Below are 21539 nucleotides of genomic sequence, written 5' to 3'. Positions count from 1 at the left end.
GGCGGGCAGGGCGCGTACGCGGCGGCCAACGCCTACCTCGACGCGCTCGCCGAGGCCCGCCGCGCCCGCGGCCTGACCGCGACCAGCGTCGCCTGGGGCGCCTGGGGCGGCAGCGGCATGGCGGCGGCCGAGGAGGCCGAGGAACACCTGCGGCGCCGGGGCGTGACGGCGATGGCGCCGGAGCGGGCGGTCGCGGCGCTCGCGCAGGCGGTCGCTCACGACGAGACGTTCCTGGCCGTGGCGGACGTGGACTGGGAGCGGTTCGCGCCGTCGTTCACGTCGGTGCGGCCGAGCCCGTTCCTCGGGGACCTGCCGGAGGTGCGGCGGGCGCTCGCCGGGCCCGGGACGGCCCTCGCCCCGGGAACGCGGGGCTCGGTCACGGCCGTCGAGGTGCGCAACCGCCTCGCCGCCGCGACCGGCCTGAAGCTCCCCACCACCCTCGTCTTCGACTACCCGACGTCCGCCGTCCTCGCGGCCTACCTGCGGGCCCGCCGCTACCCCGGCGGCGCCACCAGCCCCGACGCCCTGTGGCGCCTGGTCTCCGACGGCACCGACGCCATCTCCGTCTTCCCCGCCGACCGCGGCTGGGGCCCCGACGGACTGTTCCAGCCCGAGGAGGGCCGCACCGCCGACGCCGGTTTCGCCGCGCAGGGCGGATTCCTCTACGACGTCTCCGAGTTCGACGCCGGGCTCTTCGGCATCTCGCCGCGCGAGGCCCTGGCCATGGACCCGCAGCAGCGGCTCCTCCTGGAGACCTCCTGGGAACTCTTCGAGCGCGCGGGCATCGCCCCGTCGGCCCTGCACGGCAGCAGCACCGGCGTGTTCGTCGGCGCCTGCGCCCAGGGCTGGTCCGCGGGCCTCGCCAACGCGCCGGAAGGCGTCGAGGGCTACCTCATGACGGGCGACGCCACCAGCGTCATCTCCGGCCGCCTCTCGTACTCCTTCGGCCTGGAGGGCCCCGCCGTCACCGTCGACACCGCCTGCTCCTCCTCCCTCGTCGCCCTGCACCTCGCCGCCCAGGCCCTGCGCCAGGGCGAGTGCGACATGGCGCTGGCGGGCGGCGTGACCGTCATGGTCAGCCCGGCGGCCTTCCACGAGTTCAGCCGCCAGCGCGGCCTCGCCGCCGACGGCCGCTGCAAGCCCTTCGCGGAAGCCGCCGACGGCACCGGCTGGGGCGAGGGCGTCGGCCTGCTCCTCCTGGAGCGTCTTTCCGACGCGCGCCGCAACGGCCACGAAGTCCTCGCCGTCGTCCGCGGCTCGGCGATCAACCAGGACGGCGCCAGCAACGGCCTCACGGCCCCCAACGGCCCGTCCCAGCAGCGCGTCATCCGCGCCGCCCTCACCGGCGCCGGACTCACCGGCGCCGACGTCGACGCCGTCGAGGCCCACGGCACCGGCACCACCCTCGGCGACCCCATCGAGGCCCAGGCACTCCTCGCCACGTACGGCCAGGACCGCCCCGCCGAACAGCCCCTGTGGCTCGGCTCCATCAAGTCCAACATTGGCCACACCCAGTCCGCCGCGGGCGTCGCCGGAGTCATCAAGATGGTCATGGCGATGCAGGAGGGCGTGCTGCCGCAGTCCCTGCACGTGGACGAGCCGAGCACACACGTCGACTGGTCGACCGGTGCCGTGGCGCTGCTCGCCGAGGCACGTTCCTGGCCGGAGGCCGGGCGTCCCCGCCGCGCGGGCGTGTCCTCGTTCGGCGTCAGCGGCACCAACGCCCACGTGATCGTCGAGCAGGCACCCGCGGCCGAGCCCGCGGCCGTCGCCGAGCCGGTCACCGGCACGCCCGCGACCGCCCTGCCCTGGCTGGTGTCGGCACGCACCGCCGACGCGCTGCGCGCCCAGGCCGACCGCCTCCGCGAGCACGTGCGCGCACCTGGACGGGCTGCTGGAACGCCCGCTCAAGGACGTCATGTTCGGCACGGACGCGGAGCTCCTTGAGCGGACCGAGTACGCGCAGCCCGCCCTGTTCGCCGTCGAGGTCGCGCTGTTCCGCCTCGCCGAGTCGTTCGAGGTGCGGCCCGAGGTGGTCGGTGGGCACTCCATCGGTGAGCTTGCCGCCGCGTACGTCGCCGGACTGTGGTCCCTGGAGGACGCCGCTCAACTGGTCGCCGCGCGCGGCAGGTTGATGCAGTCGCTGCCCGAGGGCGGGGCCATGCTGGCCGTGCAGGCCGCCGAAGCCGACGTACTGCCGCTGCTTGAAGGACTCTCGGAGAGTGTCGGCGTCGCGGCGGTCAACGGTCCGTCTCAGGTCGTGCTCTCCGGTGAGCGGGCCGCGCTGGCGGGCCTGGAGGAGAAGCTGCGGGGTGAGGGCCGCAAGGTGCGGTGGCTGAAGGTGTCGCACGCCTTCCACTCGCCCCTCATGGACCCCGTCCTGGAGGACTTCCGCAAGGTCGCCGAGGGACTGGCGCACGACACGGTCACCGACCCGGACGCGCAGGCCGGTCTCGTCGCGGCGGTGCGCAAGGACCGCCCGGAGCCGGACACGTTCCTGGCGGCGCTGGCCCACCTGCACGTGCGCGGAGTCGAGGTCGACTGGACGCCGCTGTACGTGTCGACGCCGAAGCGCCGCGTGGACCTGCCCACGTACGCCTTCCAGCGGCGCCGCTACTGGCCGAGCGCGGCCGTCGGCGCGGTCGGCGACGTGTCCGGCACGGGGCTCACCCCGGCCGGGCACCCGCTGCTCGGGGCGGCCGTGCCGCTGGCGGGCACGGACGGATACCTGTTCACCGGACGCCTCTCGGTGGCCACGCACCCGTGGCTCGCCGACCACGCCGTCGCCGGGCGGGTGCTGCTGCCCGGGACCGCCTTCGTGGAGCTGGCCGTGCGGGCCGGTGACGAGGTGGGCTGCGGGACGCTGGAGGACCTGACGCTTGCGGCTCCGCTCGTACTGCCTGCGCGTGGCGCCGTTCAGGTCCAGGTCAGCGTCGGTGCCGCGGACGACGACGGGCGGCGGAGCGTCGCCCTGCACTCCCGCGAGGAGCGCGACGACCACGCCGACGACGGCGGGTGGACCGCCCACGCGAGCGGTGTCCTCTCCGGCGGCGGCCAGCCGCAGGCCGCGTTCCGGCTCGCCGAATGGCCGCCCCGCGACGCCGCCGAAGTCGATGTCGAGGACCTGTACCGGCACTTGACGGAGCTGGGCTTCGCCTACGGAGAGGCCTTCCAGGGACTGCGCGCGGCCTGGCGGCGCGGCGACGAGGTCTTCGCCGAAGTCGCCCTGCCCGAGGAGCAGCACCAGAACGCGGACTCCTTCCGGCTGCACCCCGCCCTCCTGGACGCGTCCCTGCACGTGCTCGGCCTCGGCGTGCTCCGCGACGACACGCGGACTGACGGCGAGAGCGGCGGCGCACGGCTCCCGTTCGCCTGGACCGGCGTCTCGCTGCACGCGACCGGCGCCTCCGCGCTGCGCGTCCGGCTGACCCCGGCGGGCGACGGCGGCGTGGCGCTCGCCGTCGCCGACGGGCTCGGCGACCCGGTCGCCACCGTGGACTCCCTGGTGTTCCGGCCGGTCGAGGTGGACCGGCTCGGCGGCGGGTCGGCCGACGACTCGATGTTCCACGTCGCCTGGCAGCGGCAGGCCGAGACCGCGCCCGCCGAGCGGGTGCCGTCGGCGCAGCTCGGGACGGGCGCCACGGTGACCGGTGCGCCGGTCTTCGCGGACCTCGCGGCGCTGGCCGCCGCGGTGGACGCGGGGGAGGAGGTTCCGGCTGCGGTGGTGTGGTCGGCCGGGGCCGGGCCGGTCCCCGCCGCCGACGGCCGCGACGGCTCTCACGGCGCGGACGCCCGCGACGGCTTCGACGCCCGCGAGAGCTTCGATGCCCGCGACGGCTTCGTACGACCCGAGTCCGTCTCCGCCGTGCTCGCCGAAGCCCTCGCCGTCGTGCAGGGCTGGCTCGCCGACGTGCGGTTCGCCGACGCGCGGCTCGCCGTGGTGACGCGGGGCGCGGTCGCGGCAGGCGACACGGTGGCCGACCCGTTGGGCGCCGCGGTGTGGGGCCTGGTGCGGTCGGCGCAGGCCGAGCACCCCGGACGGTTCGTCCTCGTCGACACGGACACGGACACGGACGCGGATGCGGACGAGTGCCTGGTCGACGACTCGACGCTGGCCTCCGTGCTCGCATCGGGCGAGCCCGAAGCGGCGGTCCGCGACGGCGAGGTGTGGGTGCCCCGACTGGCCCGCGTCACCGCCGCCCAGGCCGCCGACGTCACCGCTCCGTTCGGCACGGGCACGGTCCTCGTCACGGGCGCCTTCGGCGGTCTCGGTCGCGTCGTGACGCGACACCTCGCCGAGCACCACGGCGTACGCGACCTCCTCCTGGTCTCCCGCCGAGGCAAGGACGCGGCAGGAGCAGACGAACTCGCCGCCGAACTCGCCGAGTCGGGCGCGGACGTCACCGTGGCCGCGTGCGACATCGCCGACCGCGACGCGCTGCGCGCCCTCCTCGAGCGGACCGGCGGCGCACTGTCGGCGGTCGTCCATGTGGCGGGCGTACTCGACGACGGGGTGATCACGTCCCTGACGCCGGAGCGCCTGGACACGGTGCTCCGCCCGAAGGTGGACGCGGCCCTCAACCTGCACGAGCTGACGGCCGGCCTTGACCTGTCCGCGTTCGTCCTGTTCTCCTCCGCCGCCGGAGTCCTCGGCGGCGCCGGGCAGGCCAACTACGCGGCGGCGAACGCCTTCCTGGACGCCCTCGCGGCCGCCCGCCACGCCGAGGACCTGCCCGCGACCTCCCTCGCCTGGGGCCTGTGGGCGCAGGGCAGCGACATGACCGACGGCCTGGCCGGCGCGGACCTGGAGCGCATGGCGCGCGGCGGCGTCGCCGCACTGTCCACGCAGGAGGGCCTCGCCCTCCTCGACACCGCGGTGACCCGCACCGCACCGCCGCACCCGTCGGCCCCCGCCGCCCTCGTACCGCTGCGCCTGGACACCGCGTCCCTGCGCGCCACTGCGGGCACGGACGCCGACGCCGTCCCGCCGCTGCTGCGCGGCCTGGTCCGCACCCCGCTGCGGCGGACCGCCGCTGGTGCCGCCACGAGCGCGCCCACCGGCCAGGCCACGCTGCTCGCCAAGCTCGGCGGCCTCGACGCGGCGGAGCGCGACAAGGTGCTCACCGAACTGGTCTGCACCCACGTCGCCGCGGTCCTCGGCTACGAGTCCGCGGCCGCCGTGGAGGCCCACCGCGCCTTCCGCGAGCTCGGTTTCGACTCCCTCACCGCCGTCGAACTGCGCAACGCCGTGAACGGAGCCACCGGACTGCGCCTGCCCGCCACCCTGATCTTCGACTACCCGAACCCGGCCGCCCTCGCGGCCCACCTGGCCACCGCCCTCCCCCTCGGCGAGGGACCGGGCGGCGGCGGGCCCTCGGTGCTCGACGAACTGGACCGCCTGGAGTCGTCGCTGCTCGCGATGGAGGCGGACGGCGGCATCCTCCACTCGAAGATCACCATCCGGCTCCAGACCCTCCTCTCGCGGTGGAGCGCACCCCAGGGCCAGGGCCCCGGCGGCGCGGGTCCGCAGGACGACGACCTGGACCTGGACGCCGTATCGGACGAGGAACTCTTCGATGCGCTCGACGACGAACTCGGACTCGACTGACGTGCCGGAAGCCCACGAAACACCCGTAGCCCACGAAACACCTGTAGCCCCCGCAACGCCTGTAGCCCCCGAAGTACCAGAAGTCCCTGAAGCATCCGTAGTCCCCGAAGCACCTGAAGCAATCGACCGCACGACCAGCGCCACCAGCGCGGCCTTCATCAACACCACGAGGAGCTGACGACCAGATGTCGAACGAGGAGAAGCTTCGGGACTACCTCAAGCGGACGACATCCGACTTGCGTCAAGCTCGTCGCCGTCTGCGCGAGGTGGAGGAGCGGGACCAGGAGCCCATCGCCATCGTGTCGATGAGCTGCCGCTACCCCGGCGGCGTCCGTACCCCGGAAGAGCTGTGGCAGCTCGTCTCCGAGGGCACCGACGCCCTGACCCCGTTCCCCACGGACCGCGGCTGGGACGCGGACGCGCTGCACGACCCGGACGGCGACGACAGCCCCTACGCCCGCGTGGGCGGATTCCTGCACGACGCCGACCGGTTCGACGCCCCGTTCTTCGGCATCTCGCCCCGCGAGGCGCTGGCCACCGACCCGCAGCAGCGCCTGCTCCTGGAGACCTCCTGGGAGCTGTTCGAGCGCGCGGGCATCGACCCGGCCTCGCTGCGCGGCAGCCACACCGGTGTCTTCGCCGGCGTCATGTACCACGACTACGCGTCGCGGCTGCACTCCGTGCCGGAGGACGTCGAGGGCTACCTCGGCACCGGCGCGTCCAGCAGCATCGTGTCCGGCCGCGTCGCCTACACCTTCGGCCTCGAGGGACCGGCGGTCACCGTCGACACGGCCTGCTCGTCGTCCCTGGTCGCCCTGCACCTGGCCATCCAGGCGCTGCGCCAGGGCGAGTGCTCCCTCGCCCTCGCGGGCGGCGTCACCGTGATGTTCACGCCCGGCACGTTCGTCGACTTCAGCAAGCAGCGCGGCCTCGCCTCCGACGGCCGCTGCAAGCCGTACGCCGACGCGGCGGACGGCACCGGCTGGGGCGAGGGCGCGGGCCTGCTCCTCCTGGAGCGCCTGTCCGACGCCCGCCGCAACGGGCACCAGGTCCTCGCCGTCGTCCGTGGCTCCGCCGTGAACCAGGACGGCGCGTCCAACGGTCTGACCGCCCCCAACGGCCCCTCCCAGCAGCGCGTCATCCTCCAGGCCCTCGCCAACGCCCACCTGGCCCCCGAGCAGATCGACGCCGTCGAGGGCCACGGCACCGGCACCACGCTCGGCGACCCGATCGAGGCCCAGGCCCTGATCGCCACGTACGGCCAGGACCGGCCCGCCGACCGGCCGCTGTGGCTCGGCTCCGTGAAGTCCAACCTCGGCCACACGCAGGCCGCCGCCGGTGTCGCGGGCATCATGAAGATGGTCATGGCGATGCGGGCGGGCGTCCTGCCCCAGACCCTGCACGTCGACGAGCCGAGCACCCACGTCGACTGGTCCGTCGGCGCCGTGGAACTCCTGACCGAGGCCCGCGCCTGGGCGGAGCGCGAGGACGGCGTGCCGCGCCGCGCGGGCGTCTCGTCCTTCGGCGTGAGCGGCACGAACGCTCACGTCATCGTGGAACAGGCCCCGGTGGAACAGGCCCCGGTGGAACAGACTCCGGTGGCGGAGTCCGCAGCGGCCCCCGAGGCCTCCGCGTCGGCCACCCCGGCCACCGCCCTCCCGTGGCTGGTGTCGGCCCGCACCGCCGACGCCCTCGGCGCACAGGCCGCCAAGCTCCGCGAACACGTGGCCGCCCGCACCGACCTCGACCCCGCCGACGTCGGCTGGACCCTCCTGTCGGCCCGCGCCCTGCACGAGCACCGCGCTGTCGTGTTCGGCCAGGACCGGGAGCAGTTCCTCACCGGCCTTGAGGCACTGGCGTCCGACGGGGGTGCGGCCGGAGATTGTCGGCGGGCACTCGATCGGTGAGCTGACGGCCGCGTACGTGGCCGGACTCTGGTCCCTGGAAGACGCGGCTCAACTGGTCGCCGCGCGCGGCCGGTTGATGCAGTCGCTGCCCGAGGGCGGGGCCATGCTGGCGGTGCAGGCCGCCGAGGCGGACGTGCTGCCGCTGCTGGCCGACCTGGAGGGCCGCGTCGGACTGGCTGCCGTCAACGGTCCTTCGCAGGTCGTGCTCTCCGGTGACCGCACGGCCCTGGAGGGCCTGGAGGGGAACCTCCGCGGAGAGAGCCGCAAGGTCCGCTGGCTGAAGGTCTCCCACGCCTTCCACTCACCCCTCATGGACCCGATCCTGGACGAGTTCCGCGCGGTCGCGCAGGGGCTGACGTACGAGACCCCGAAGCTGCCCGTCGTCTCCAACGTCACGGGCGAACTCGCCGAGCCCGCCCAGCTCAAGGACCCCGACTACTGGGTCCGGCACATCCGCGAGGCCGTCCGCTTCCACGACGGACTCGCCACCCTCACCCGCTTCGAGGCGTCCACGCTCCTCGAACTCGGCCCCGACGCCGTCCTGACGGCGATGGCCCACGACACGATCACCGACCCGGTCGCCCAGGCGGGCCTCGTCGTCGCCGCCCGCAAGGACCGCCCCGGGCCCGACACGTTCCTCACCGCCCTCGCCCAGCTCCACGTGCGCGGCATCGACGTCGACTGGACGCCGCTGTACGCCCCCGTCGCGTCCCGCGCCCGCGTCGACCTGCCCACCTACGCCTTCCAGCACCAGAGCTACTGGCTGCACGCCCCGGCCCTCACCGGCGACGTCACGTCGGCCGGACTCACCGACGCCGACCACCCCCTGCTCGGCGCGGCCGTCCAGGTCGCCGGGAGCGACGCCCGGCTCTTCACGAGCCTGCTCTCGGTCGACGCGCACCCCTGGCTCACCGACCACGTCGTCGCCGACCGGACGCTCCTGCCCGGCACGGCCTTCGTCGAACTGGCCGTGCGCGCCGGTGACGAGGTCGGCTGCGACCTGCTCGAAGAGCTGATCCTCGAAGCCCCGCTCGTCCTGCCCGACGACGGCACCGGCGTCCAGCTCCAACTGTGGGTCGAGGAGCCCGACGACACCGGCCGCCGCCCCTTCACCCTGCACTCGCGGCGCCAGAACGACGTCCCCGACGAGCCGTGGACCCGGCACGCGGCCGGTGTCCTCACCGCCGCCGACCCGTCGTCCGCGCGCCCCACGGCCACCGCCACCGGCCTCGCCCAGTGGCCCCCGGCCGGCGCCGTCGCCGTGGAGACCACCGAGCTGTACGCGGGCTTCGCCGCCGCGGGCCTCGGCTACGGCCCGGCCTTCCAGGGCGTACAGGCCGCCTGGCGCCTCGGCGACGAGGTGTTCGCCGAGGTCGCCCTCGCCGACGGACAGCGCGCCGACGCGTCCGCGTACGCGCTGCACCCGGCGCTCCTCGACGCCAGCCTGCACGGGCTCGCCCTCACCACCGTCGGCGACGACGGGACGACGGGCGCCCGGCTGCCGTTCTCCTGGACCGGCGTGACCCTGTACGCGACCGGCGCGTCGGCGCTGCGCGTCCGCCTCACGCCCGCCGCCTCCGGCGCCGTGTCCCTCACCCTCGCCGACGCCTCCGGCAAACCCGTCGCCACCGTCGACTCCCTCGTCCTGCGCGCCCTCGCGGCCGGGGAGCTTGACGCCGCGTCCGGCACCGGCGACGACGACTCGCTGTTCCGCGTGGACTGGACCGTCGTGTCCGCGCCCGCGCCCACGACGAGCGGCCCCTACGCCGTCCTCGGCACCGACGAACTGGGTCTGCGCGCCGCCCTCGCCGCCACCGGCGCGCGCCGTGGGCGTCGGCTCCGGCGACGTCGTGTCGGGCGCGGGCCTGGCCGACGCGCCCGTGTGGGGCCTGGTGCGGTCGGCGCAGTCGGAGAACCCGGGCCGCCTCGCCCTGGTGGACGTCGACGGCGCCGAGCAGGCGCTGGCGCTCCTTCCGGGGGCGCTCGGTCTTGACGAGCCGCAGGTCGCGGTGCGCGGGGACGTGGTGTGGGTGCCGCGCCTGACGCGGGCTGCGGGCGGTGACCTCGATGTTCCCGCCGGTACGTCCTGGCAGTTGGGCGTCACGGGCCGGGGCACGCTGGAGAACCTGGCGCTCCTTCCCGTGGCCGACGACGCCGACGACTTCGGCGGCAGGACCCTCGCGGCGGGCGAGGTGCGGGTCTCCGTACGCGCCGCCGGAGTGAACTTCCGCGACGCCCTCATCGCGCTCGGCATCTACCCCGGTGCCGCCCAGATGGGCACCGAAGGCGCGGGCGTGGTCGTCGAGATCGGGCCCGGCGTCACGGACCTGGCCGTCGGCGACCGCGTCCTCGGCCTCATCGACGGCGGCTTCGGCCCGCTGGCCGTTGCCGACGCCCGCATGCTGGCCCGCATGCCGCAGGGCTGGTCCTTCGCTCAGGCCGCCGCTGTGCCGACGGTGTTCCTCACGGCGTACTACGCCCTGCGGGACCTCGCCGCTCTGGAAGCGGGCGAGTCGATCCTCGTGCACGCCGCCGCCGGTGGCGTGGGCATGGCCGCCACGCAGCTCGCCCGGCACTTCGGCGCCGAGGTCTACGGCACGGCGAGCACCGGCAAGTGGGACGTGCTCCGCGCGTCCGGCATCGACGACTCCCGCATCGCCTCCTCCCGCACCCTCGACTTCGAGGCGTCCGTCCTCGCGGCCAGCGACGGCCAGGGTGTGGACGTGGTCCTGAACTCCCTGGCACGGGAGTTCGTGGACGCGTCGCTGCGGCTGCTGCCGCGCGGCGGCCGGTTCGTGGAGATGGGCAAGACCGACCTCCGCGACCCCGACGCCGTGGCCGACGCCCACCCGGGCGTGGAGTACCGGAACTTCGACCTCGCCGAACTGTCCCCCGAGCGGGTTCGGGAGATGCTGGCGGAGGTCCTGGCGCTGTTCGAGCAGGGTGTGTTGTCGCCGTTGCCGGTGCGGGCGTGGGATGTGCGTCGGGCGCCGGAGGCGTTCCGGTATCTGTCTCAGGCGCGGCATGTGGGCAAAGTCGTGCTGACGTTGCCGCCGGTGTTCGAGGCGCGGGGCACGGTGCTCGTCACCGGTGCGCTGGGCGGTCTGGGTCGGGTCGTGGCCCGGCACTTGGCGGAGCGGCACGGGGTTCGTGACCTGCTGCTGGTCTCGCGCCGGGGTGCGGACACTCCCGGTGCGGATGAAGTGCGGTCTGAACTGGAGGAGTTGGGAGCGGCGGTCACCATCGCCGCTTGCGACGTCGCCGATCGTGCGGCGCTGGCCGGGTTGATCGACTCTGTACGTGATGACCTGAGCGCGGTCGTGCATGTGGCCGGTGTCGTGGACGACGGCGTGATCACTTCGCTGACGCCGGAGCGGCTGGACACGGTGCTGCGTCCGAAGGTGGACGCGGCGGTGAATCTGAACGAGCTGACGGCGGGCCTCGACCTGTCGGCGTTCGTGCTGTTCTCGTCGGCCGCCGGTGTACTCGGAAGTGCGGGGCAGGCCAACTACGCGGCCGCCAACGCGTTCCTGGACGCGCTGGCGCAGCACCGTCGTGCCCAGGGCCTGCCCGCGACCTCGCTCGCGTGGGGCCTGTGGGCGGACCAGGGCGGCATGGCCGGAGCCCTCGCCGACGAGGACATCGACCGCATGAACCGGGCCGGAGTCGCGGCCCTCTCTGCCGACGAGGGCCTGGCGCTCCTGGACGCCTCCCTCGCCCAGCCCGACGGCGCCCTCGTCCCCATGAAGCTGCACCTCGACACGCTGCGCCGCCAGTTCGGCGCGGACGTGCCCCCGCTGTTCCGGAGCCTCATCCGCGGCGGCGGACGTACCCGCCGCGTGGTCGAGTCCGGGCCCGCGGCGGCCGGGACCTCCCTCGCCGACCAGCTGACCGCGCTGGCCCCCGAGAACCGCGAGCGCGCCCTCCTCGACCTCGTCCGCGCCCAGGTGGCCGCCGTCCTCGGCTACGCATCCGGCGAAGACGTGGCGCCCACCAAGGCGTTCAAGGAGCTGGGCTTCGACTCGCTGACCTCCGTCGAACTCCGCAACCGCCTGAACGCCGCCACCGAACTGCGGCTGCCCGCCAGCCTCGTCTTCGACTACCCGACGCCCGTCGCCCTCGCCCGGTACCTCGGCACCGAGATCCTCGGCGACCTCACGGACGCCCCGGGCGCGGCCGGCGGCCGGAGCGCGCAGGTGGCGGTCGCGGCCCAGGACGAGCCCATCGCCATCGTCGCGATGAGCTGCCGCTTCCCCGGCGGCGTCCACACCCCCGAAGACCTGTGGCGGCTGCTCACCGACGGCGAAGAAGCCATCACCGAGTTCCCGGAGGGCCGCGGCTGGGACACGGCGTCCCTCTACGACCCCGACCCCGAGCGCGTCGGCACCAGCTACGCCCGCGAGGGCGGCTTCCTGCACGACGCGGGCGAGTTCGACGCCCCGTTCTTCGGCATCTCGCCCCGCGAGGCCCTCGCCATGGACCCCCAGCAGCGCCTCCTCCTGGAGACCTCCTGGGAGGCCATCGAGCGCGCCGGGATCGACCCGGCCACGCTGCACGGCAGCCCCACAGGCGTCTTCGCCGGGCTCATCTACCACGAGTACGGCTCCCAGGTCGCGAGCGTCCCCGAGGACCTCGGCGGCTACCTCGGCACCGGCAGCTCCGGCGCCATCGCCTCGGGCCGCATCTCGTACTCCTTCGGCCTCGAAGGCCCGGCCGTCACCGTCGACACCGCCTGCTCCTCCTCCCTCGTGGCCCTGCACCTGGCCGCGCAGGCGCTGCGCCAGGGCGAGTGCTCCCTCGCGCTCGCGGGCGGTGTGACGGTCATGCCCACGGCGGGCACCTTCCTGGAGTTCAGCCGCCAGCGCGGCCTGGCTCCCGACGGCCGCTGCAAGCCGTTCGCGGCCGCCGCCGACGGCACCAGCTGGGGCGAAGGCGTGGGCATGCTTGTCCTGGAGCGCCTGTCCGACGCCCAGCGCAACGGCCACCAGGTCCTCGCCGTCGTGCGTGGCTCGGCCATCAACCAGGACGGCGCCAGCAACGGCCTCACCGCCCCCAACGGCCCGTCCCAGCAGCGCGTCATCACCCAGGCCCTCGCCAACGCCCGCCTCACGACCACGGACGTCGACGCGGTCGAGGCCCACGGCACCGGCACGCCCCTCGGCGACCCCATCGAGGCCCAGGCCCTCATCGCCACCTACGGCAAGGAGCGCCCGGCCGACCGGCCGCTGCTCCTCGGCTCCGTGAAGTCCAACATCGGCCACACGCAGGCCGCCGCCGGTGTCGCCGGTGTCATCAAGATGGTCATGGCCATGCGCCACGGCGTCCTTCCGCGCACGCTGAACATGGACGCGCCGACCCCCGAGGTCGACTGGTCGGCGGGCACCGTGGAACTCCTCGCGGAGTCCCGCGCCTGGCCCGAGCGGGACGGCGGCGCGCCGCGCCGCGCGGGTGTGTCGTCGTTCGGCGTCAGCGGCACGAACGCGCACGTGATCCTGGAGCAGGGCCCGGCCGCCGAGGAGCCGGGCGCCGACGAGGGCGGTGACGTGCCGTCGCCGGTGGTGGCGGGCGTCGTACCGCTCGCGCTCTCGGCGAAGAACGAGGACGCGCTGCGCGACCAGGCCGCACGGCTCCGGGACCACCTCCTGGCCCACACCGGCCTCGAACTCGGCGATGTCGCCTGGTCGTTGGCGGTCGCACGGTCGCGGTTCGAACACCGGTGCGTCGTCCTCGGCGGCGACCGGGACGAGCTGATCGCCGGGCTCGACCGACTGGCGCACGACGACGCGAGCGCGCAGAACGTCGTGACGGGGCGGGCGCAGGGCGGCACGGCCCGGCCGGTGTTTGTGTTCCCGGGGCAGGGGTCGCAGTGGGCGGGGATGGCCCGTGAGCTGCTGGACTCCAGCCCGGTGTTCGCGGAGCGGATGCGGGAGTGCGCAGCTGCGCTTTCGGAGTTCGTCGAGTGGGATCTGCTGGAGGAGCTGGGCGGCGACAACTTCGATCAGGTGGATGTGGTCCAGCCGGTCCTGTTCGCCGTGATGGTGTCGCTGGCTGCGACCTGGCAGGCAGCGGGTGTTCAGCCTGCGGCCGTGGTGGGGCACAGCCAGGGCGAGATCGCCGCCGCGTGTGTCGCGGGTGCTCTCAGCCTGCGCGACGCCGCCCGCGTGGTCGCGCTGCGCAGCCTGGCCATCCGTGAGCTGTCGGGCAAGGGCGGCATGGTCTCCGTGCCGCTGCCCGAGGCCGAGGTGCGGGAGCTGATCACCGCGTGGGACGACCGCATTTCCGTCGCCGCCGTCAACGGTCCCGCCCAGGTCGTGGTCTCCGGTGAGCCGGACGCGCTGGAGGAACTGGTCGCGCAGTGCGTGGCCCGCGATGTCCGCGCCCGCACGATCCCCGTCGACTACGCCTCGCACTCCGCATACGTGGAGCAGATCGAGCAGCAGACAGCCGAGGCCCTGGCCGGGGTGACCCCGCAGGCCGCCGAGGTCCCGCTGTACTCGACCCTCACGGGACAGTGGCTGGACGCCGATACCCCGATGGACGCCGGGTACTGGTACCGCAACCTCCGGCAGACGGTCCTCTTCGAGCACGCCACCCGTGGTCTCCTCGTCGAGGGGCATGACCTGTTCCTGGAGATGAGCCCCCATCCGGTGCTCACCGTCCCCGTGCAGGCCACCATCGAGGCTGCCGGACGCGAGGGTTCGGCCGTGGCCCTCGGGTCCCTGCGCCGTGACGAAGGCGGTGCGGACCGTCTGGCGGCGTCCTTCGCCGAGGCCCACGCGTACGGCGCCGAGCTGGACTGGAAGTCCCTCTTCCCGGGCGCCCGTACCACCGTCGACCTGCCCACGTACGCCTTCCAGCGCCGGCACTATTGGCTGCTCGCGCCGGAGCAGGAGGCGGGCGCCGAGCCCGCCCCCGTCGTGGACGAGGTCGAGGCACGGTTCTGGGAGGCCGTGGAGCGCGAGGACCTGGCGGGCCTCGCGGCCGAGTTGGACGTGGCGGAGGGTTCCGCCGCCGGGCTCGGCGAGGTCCTGCCCGTCCTGTCGTCGTGGCGGCGGCAGCGGCGTGAGAAGTCCACCGTGGACAGCTGGCGCTACCGGGTCACCTGGAAGCCGCTGGCGAGCGGTGCGCTGCCCGGGCCCGTCCTGACGGGCCGCTGGCTCGTCGTCGTACCGGAGGAAGCCGCCGCCCACCCGTGGACCGCGGGCGTCACCGAAGCACTGGCGCAGGCCGGTGCGGAGGTCGCCGAAGTCCACGTAGACGCGGCGGAGTTGAACCGGGAGGCGCTGGCCGGGCGGCTGCGCGAGTACACCACCGGCACCCCCGACGGGGCGGAGCCCGTCGGCGTGGTGTCGCTGCTCGCCCTCGCCGAGGAGCCCCACCCCGAGCAGCCCGTGCTGCCCGCCGGTCTCGCGGGTTCCGTGGCGCTCGTCCAGGCCCTGGGCGACACCGGGACCGACGCCAAGCTGTGGGTGATCTCCAGCGGAGCCGTCTCCACCGGACGCAACGACCGGGTGGAGAGCCCCGCCCAGGCGCAGACCTGGGGCCTCGGCCGCGTCGTGGCCCTGGAGCACCCCGAGCGCTGGGGCGGCCTCGTCGACCTCCCGGCCGTCCCCGACAGCCGCACCGCGGCCCGGCTCGCCGGGATCCTCGCGGGCGCCGGCGACGAGGACCAGCTCGCCGTGCGCGGCTCCGGAGTCTTCGTACGCCGCCTCGTCCGCGCCGAACCGTCCGCGTCCGTGAAGGCCGCACCCGGCAAGGGCAACGCCACCGCGAAGGACGGCGCCCCCACGAAGGGCAGCACCGGCGCCTCGCCGTGGACCCCCCGCGGCACCGTCCTCATCACCGGCGGCACCGGCGCCCTCGGCCCCCACATGGCGCGCTGGCTGGCCCGCGAGGGCGCCGAGCACCTCGTCCTCACCAGCCGCCGCGGCCCGGCCGCCCCCGGCGCCGACGCACTCCGCGCCGAACTGGAGGACCTTGGCGTCCAGGTCACCGTCGCGGCCTGCGACGTCGCCGACCGCGACGCCGTCGCCGCGCTCCTCGACCGGCTCGCCGCCGACGGGCACACGCTGCGCGCCGTCGTCCACGCCGCCGCGCTCATCGAGCTGGCGCCGATCGCCACCACCACGCTCGCCGAGTTCGCCGAGATCGTCGCCGCGAAGGTCGCGGGCGCCGTCGTCCTCGACGAGCTCCTGGACAGCGCGGAACTCGACGCGTTCGTGCTGTTCTCGTCCATCGCGGGTGTCTGGGGCAGCGGCGACCACGCCGCGTACGCCGCCGCCAACGCGCACCTCGACGCCCTCGCCGAGCACCGCAGGGCACGTGGCCTGACCGCGACCTCCATCGCCTGGGGCGTGTGGAACGTCGTCAACCCGTACCTGAGCGGCAGCGCGCCCATCGACGTCGACCCGGAGCAACTGCGCCGCCAGGGGCTGCCGTTCCTCGACCCCGACCTCGCGTTCGCGGGCATGCGGCAGACCCTCGACGACGACGAGACGTTCCTGGCCCTCGCCGACGTGGACTGGGACCAGTTCGTGCCCGTGTTCACCTCGCGGCGCGCCCGCCCGCTCCTCGCCGACCTGCCCGACGCCCAGCGCGTCCTCGCCGCCCAGGGCGGACCCGCCGGTGACGGGGACGCGGCGGACGGCGGCGACACGTCGTCCAAGGCGGCCGCGCTGCGCGAGCGCCTGACCGGCCTCGCCGCACCCGAGCAGAACCGCGTCCTGCTCGACCTCGTCCTCACCCACGCCGCCGCGGTGCTCGGCTACGAGTCCGCGCAGGCCCTCGACCCCGAGCGGGCCTTCCGCGAGTTCGGGTTCGACTCCCTGACCGCCGTCGACCTGCGCAACCGGCTCGGCGCGGCGACCGGCCTGAAGCTGCCCACCACGGTCGTCTTCGACCACCCCAACGGCACCGCCCTGGCCGCGTACCTGCGCACCCAGGTCCTCGGCGCCGACAAGGCCACCACCGCCGCGCCGGTCGCCACCGTCGCCGCGGCCACCGACGAGCCCATCGCCATCGTCGCTATGAGCTGCCGCTACCCGGGCGGCATCAGCAGCCCCGAGCGGATGTGGGAGGTCCTGGAAGGCCGCGCCGACGTCGTCGGCGGCTACCCCGCCAACCGGGGCTGGGACATCGCCCACCTCTACGACCCGGACCCGGAGACCCCCGGCACCACCACGACCAGGGGCGGCGGCTTCCTGCGCGACGCGGGCGCCTTCGACCCGGCCTTCTTCGGCATCTCGCCGCGCGAGGCCCTGGCCATGGACCCGCAGCAGCGCCTGCTCCTGGAGACCTCCTGGGAGGCCTTCGAACGTGCGGGCGTCGACCCGCGCGCGGTCCGCGGGGAGGCCGCCGGAGTGTTCGTCGGCACCAACTACCAGGACTACGGCACCGGCCCCGGCCAGGTGTCCGCCGGATCCGAGGGCCACATCCTCACCGGCAGCGCGCCCAGCGTCATCTCCGGGCGCATCGCCTACACCTTCGGCCTCGAAGGCCCCGCGGTGACGGTCGACACGGCCTGCTCGTCGTCGCTCGTCGCCATGCACCTGGCGGCCCAGGCGCTGCGCCAGGGCGAGTGCTCCCTCGCGCTCGCCGGAGGCGTCGCCGTCATGTCGTCGCCCGGCGCGCTGATCGCCTTCAGCCAGCAGCGCGGCCTCGCCGACGACGGCCGCTGCAAGGCCTTCGCCGCCTCCGCCGACGGCATGGGCATGGCCGAGGGCGTCGGCATGGTGCTCCTGGAGCGCCTGTCCGACGCGCGCCGCAACGGCCACCAGGTCCTCGCCGTCGTGCGTGGCTCGGCGATCAACCAGGACGGCGCCAGCAACGGCCTCACCGCCCCCAACGGCCCGTCCCAGCAGCGCGTCATCCGCGCCGCCCTCGCCAACGCCCGCCTCACCCCCGCCGACGTCGACGCCGTCGAGGCCCACGGCACCGGCACCACCCTCGGCGACCCCATCGAGGCCCAGGCGCTCCTCGCCACCTACGGCCAGGACCGCCCGGAGACCGGCGAACCCCTCTGGCTCGGCTCCATCAAGTCCAACATCGGGCACAGCCAGGCCGCTTCCGGCGTCGCGGGCGTCATGAAGATGGTTCTCGCCATGCACCACGGCGTACTGCCCCAGACCCTCCACATCGACGAGCCCACCCCCGAGGTCGACTGGACCGAAGGCGCCGTCGAGCTCCTGACCGAGGCCCGCGACTGGCCCGCCCGCCAGGGCGCGCCCCGCCGCGCGGGTGTCTCCTCCTTCGGCATGAGCGGTACGAACGCCCACGTCATCCTGGAACAGCTCCCTGCGGCCGAGCAGCCGCAGCCCACCGGGGCCGACACCGGGGACACCGGTGACGCGCCGTCGCCGGTGGTGGCCGGAGTCGTACCGCTCGCCCTCTCGGCGAAGACCGACGGCGCCCTGCGGGACCAGGCCGCGCGACTCCGGGAACACCTGGTCGCGCGGGACGGCCTCGAACTGGGCGATGTGGCCTGGTCGTTGGCGGTCGCGCGGTCGCGGTTCGAGCACCGGGGCGTCGTCCTCGGGCGGGACCGGGACGAGCTCCTTGCCGGGCTCGACGCGCTCGCTCAGGACGACGCGGCGGCCACGCAGGTGGTGTCCGGTCGTGCGCTCGGCGGTGTCGTCCGTCCGGTGTTCGTGTTTCCGGGGCAGGGGTCGCAGTGGGCCGGTATGGCGCGCCAACTCCTGCACGAGTCGCCGGTGTTCGCGGATCGGATGCGGGAGTGCGGTGACGCGCTGGCGGAGTTCGTGGAGTGGGAGCTTTTTGAGGAGTTGAGCGGGGGCCACTTCGATCAGGTGGACGTGGTCCAGCCGGTCCTGTTCGCCGTGATGGTGTCCCTGGCCGCGACTTGGCAGGCGGCTGGCGTGGAGCCTGCGGCCGTGGTGGGTCACAGTCAGGGCGAGATCGCTGCGGCCTGCGTGGCGGGCGCGCTCAGCCTGCGCGATGCCGCCCGTGTGGTGGCCCTGCGCAGCCTCGCGATCCGGGAGTTGTCGGGCAAGGGCGGGATGGTGTCCGTGCCGCTGCCCGAGGCCGAGGTGCGTGAGCTGATCGGCGCGTGGGACGGCCGGATCGAGCTTGCCGCCGTGAACGGCCCTGCTCAGGTGGTGGTTTCCGGTGAGCCGGAGGCGCTGGAAGGGCTGGTCGCGCAGTGCGTGGCTCAGGACGTGCGGGCGCGGACGATCCCGGTGGACTACGCCTCGCATTCCTCGTACGTGGAGCAGATCGAGCAGCAGATAGCCGAAGCGCTGGCCGGGGTGGACCCGCAGGTCGCCGAGGTCCCGCTGTTCTCGACCCTCACGGGGGAGTGGCTGAACGCCAACACCCCGATGGACGCGGGCTATTGGTACCGCAACCTCCGCCAGACGGTCCTCTTCGAGCACGCCACCCGCGGCCTCCTCGCCGAGGGGCACGGCCTGTTCTTGGAGATGAGCCCCCACCCGGTCCTCACCGTCCCGGTCCAGGCGACGATCGACGCGACCGACAGCCAGGCCGTCACCCTCGGCTCTCTCCGCCGCGACGAGGGCGGCGCCGACCGCCTGGCCACCTCCCTCGCAGAAGCCCACGCCCACGGCGCCGAGCTGGACTGGAAGGCCCTCTTCCCCGGCGCCCGCACCACCGTCGACCTCCCCACCTACGCCTTCCAGCGCGAGCACTACTGGCTGCTCGCCCCGGAGGCGGAGGAGGAGCCCGAAGGCGCGTACCTGGCCACGGACGAGGTCGAGTCGCGGTTCTGGGACGCCGTGGAGCGCGAAGACCTGGAGCAGTTGGCCAGTGAGCTGGACGTGGCGGACGGACCCGCCGCCGAGCTGGGCGCGGTCCTGCCCGCCCTCTCGTCCTGGCGGCGGCAGCGGCGCGAGCGGTCGACGCTCGACGGCTGGCGCTATCAGGTCGCCTGGGAGCCCCTCGCGGGCGGTCTCCCGGCGGCCGGTCCGACGGGCCGCTGGCTGGTCGTCGTACCGCAGAAGCCGTCGGAGCAAGGCGGCGACGCGTGGGCGGCGGCCGTCACCGAGGCCCTGGCGCGGTCCGGGGCCCAGACACGCGAACTCCGCGTCGCAGCAGGCGAGATGACGCGCGAGGCGCTCGCCGAGCGGCTGCGGGAGCACGCCGCAGGGCCGGACGAGGAACCGGCCGGTGTGCTCAGCCTCCTCGCCCTCGACGAGGGCGCAGCCGCCGACCAGCCCGGCGTCTCTGTCGGCCTCGCCGGCACCGTCGCCCTCGTCCAGGCCCTCGGCGACGCCGGGATCGGCGCGCGGATGTGGGCCGTCACCAGCGGCGCCGTCGCCACCGGCCCCGCCGACCACGCCGCCCTGCCCCCGCAGGCGCAGGTGTGGGGCCTCGGCCGGGTCGCGGCCCTGGAGTGCCCCGACCGCTGGGGCGGCCTCGTCGACCTGCCGCAGGAACCCGACCAGCGGGCCGTGGCCCAGCTCGTCGGGATCCTCGCCGGTGCCGGGGACGAGGACCAGCTCGCGGTGCGGCAGGCGGGCGTGCTCGTGCGCCGGTTCGTGCGGGCGCCGCTCGGTGCGGGTGCGACACCGGAGTGGACGGCGCGCGGCACGGCGCTGGTCACCGGCGGCACGGGTGCGATCGGCGGGCACGTCGCGCGCTGGCTGGCCCGTGCGGGCGTCGAGCACCTGGTGCTCACCAGCCGTCGCGGCCCGGACGCCCCCGGCGCCGACGAACTCCAGGCGGAACTGGAGGAGTTGGGCGCCAAGGTGACCGTCGCGGCCTGCGACGTGGCCGACCGCGACGCCGTCGCCGCGCTGCTCGGCCGCCTCGTCGAGGACGGGCACACGCTGCGCTCCGTGTTCCACGCGGCGGGCGTCGGCCAGGGCCAGCCGCTCGCGGAGACCACCGCCGCCGACATCGCCGGTGTCCTGGAGGCCAAGGTGGCGGGCGCCGCCCACCTGGACGCCCTCCTCGACACCGACGCGCTGGACGCGTTCGTGCTGTTCTCGTCCAACGCGGGCGTGTGGGGCAGTGGCAGTCAGGGCGCCTACGCCGCCGCCAACGCCCACCTCGACGCCCTCGCCGAGCGGCGCCGGGCCCGCGGCCTGACCGCCACGTCCGTGGCGTGGGGCCTGTGGGCCGGGGGCGGCATGGCCGGGGACGACGGCGAGGAGCAGTTCCGCAGGCGCGGCCTCAGGCCGATGGCACCGGACCTCGCGGTCGCCGCGCTCGCCCAGGCCGTGGCGCGCGACGAGACGTTCGTCGCCGTCGCCGACCTGGACTGGGAGCGGTTCGCGCCCGCCTTCACCTCGGCGCGCACGAGCCCGTTCATCGGGGACCTGCCCGAGGTGCGCAGGTACGCGCGGTCCGTGGCCACCGAGCCGGGGGCCGACGCGGGCACCGGCGACGACGCGGCCACCGGCCTGCGGCGCCGCCTTGCCCCGCTCACCGAGCCTGAGCGCGAGGTGATCCTGCTCGACATCGTGCGCACCCACGCGGCCGCCGTGCTCGGCTACACCGGAGCGGAGTCCGTCGACGCGCACCGCGCCTTCCGGGAGCTCGGCTTCGACTCCCTGACGGCCGTGGAGGTCCGCAACCGCCTCAACAAGGCCACGGGGCTGCGGCTGCCCGCCACCCTCGTGTTCGACTACCCGACGTCCGTCGTCCTGGCCCAGTACCTGCGCACGCAGCTGCTCCAGGACGACTCCGCCGGGGTGGACTCCACCCTCCAGGAGCTGGACCGCCTGGAGGCGGGCCTCAGCTCCATCGCGCCCGACGACAGCGCCCGCATGCGCATCACGATGCGCCTGGAGGCACTGATGTCGAAGTGGAAGGGCGCGGACGCCGAGGCGCCGGCCGACGGCGAGGAAGTCTCCTCGCGGCTCGAGTCGGCGTCCGCCGACGAGGTCTTCGACTTCATCGACAAAGAACTCGGCATTTCTTGAATCAGCACAGCCTGAATCAGCACAGCCTGAATCAGCACAGCCTGAATCAGTCCGACCGGGGCCGGTCTCCGGCCCGGTCGGCCCGACCAGTGCGGTTTTTCTTGTGACTACGCGAACAGGTGA

Annotated in this window: 1 protein-coding gene and 2 pseudogenes; all 3 read left to right on the top strand. The window is 74.6% G+C overall.

Features of this window, described 5'->3' with window-relative positions:
- Positions 1-5608 (top strand): annotated as a pseudogene (locus OO63_RS41850) (type I polyketide synthase); the annotation flags it as partial.
- A 185-nt stretch (positions 5609-5793) separates the two neighbouring features.
- Positions 5794-9235 (top strand): annotated as a pseudogene (locus OO63_RS47875) (type I polyketide synthase); the annotation flags it as partial.
- Between the two features lie 106 nt (positions 9236-9341).
- On the top strand, positions 9342-21416 hold the full coding sequence (locus OO63_RS47295) for a type I polyketide synthase (RefSeq protein WP_051811740.1): 12075 nt from the start codon (positions 9342-9344) through the stop codon (positions 21414-21416).
- The last annotated feature ends 123 nt before the right edge of the window (positions 21417-21539 follow it).

This window comes from Streptomyces alboflavus (assembly GCF_000716675.1).
GTDB lineage: Bacteria > Actinomycetota > Actinomycetes > Streptomycetales > Streptomycetaceae > Streptomyces > Streptomyces alboflavus.
Note: the sequence above shows the minus strand (reverse complement) of the source record. Positions and strands in the feature narration are given on the sequence as shown.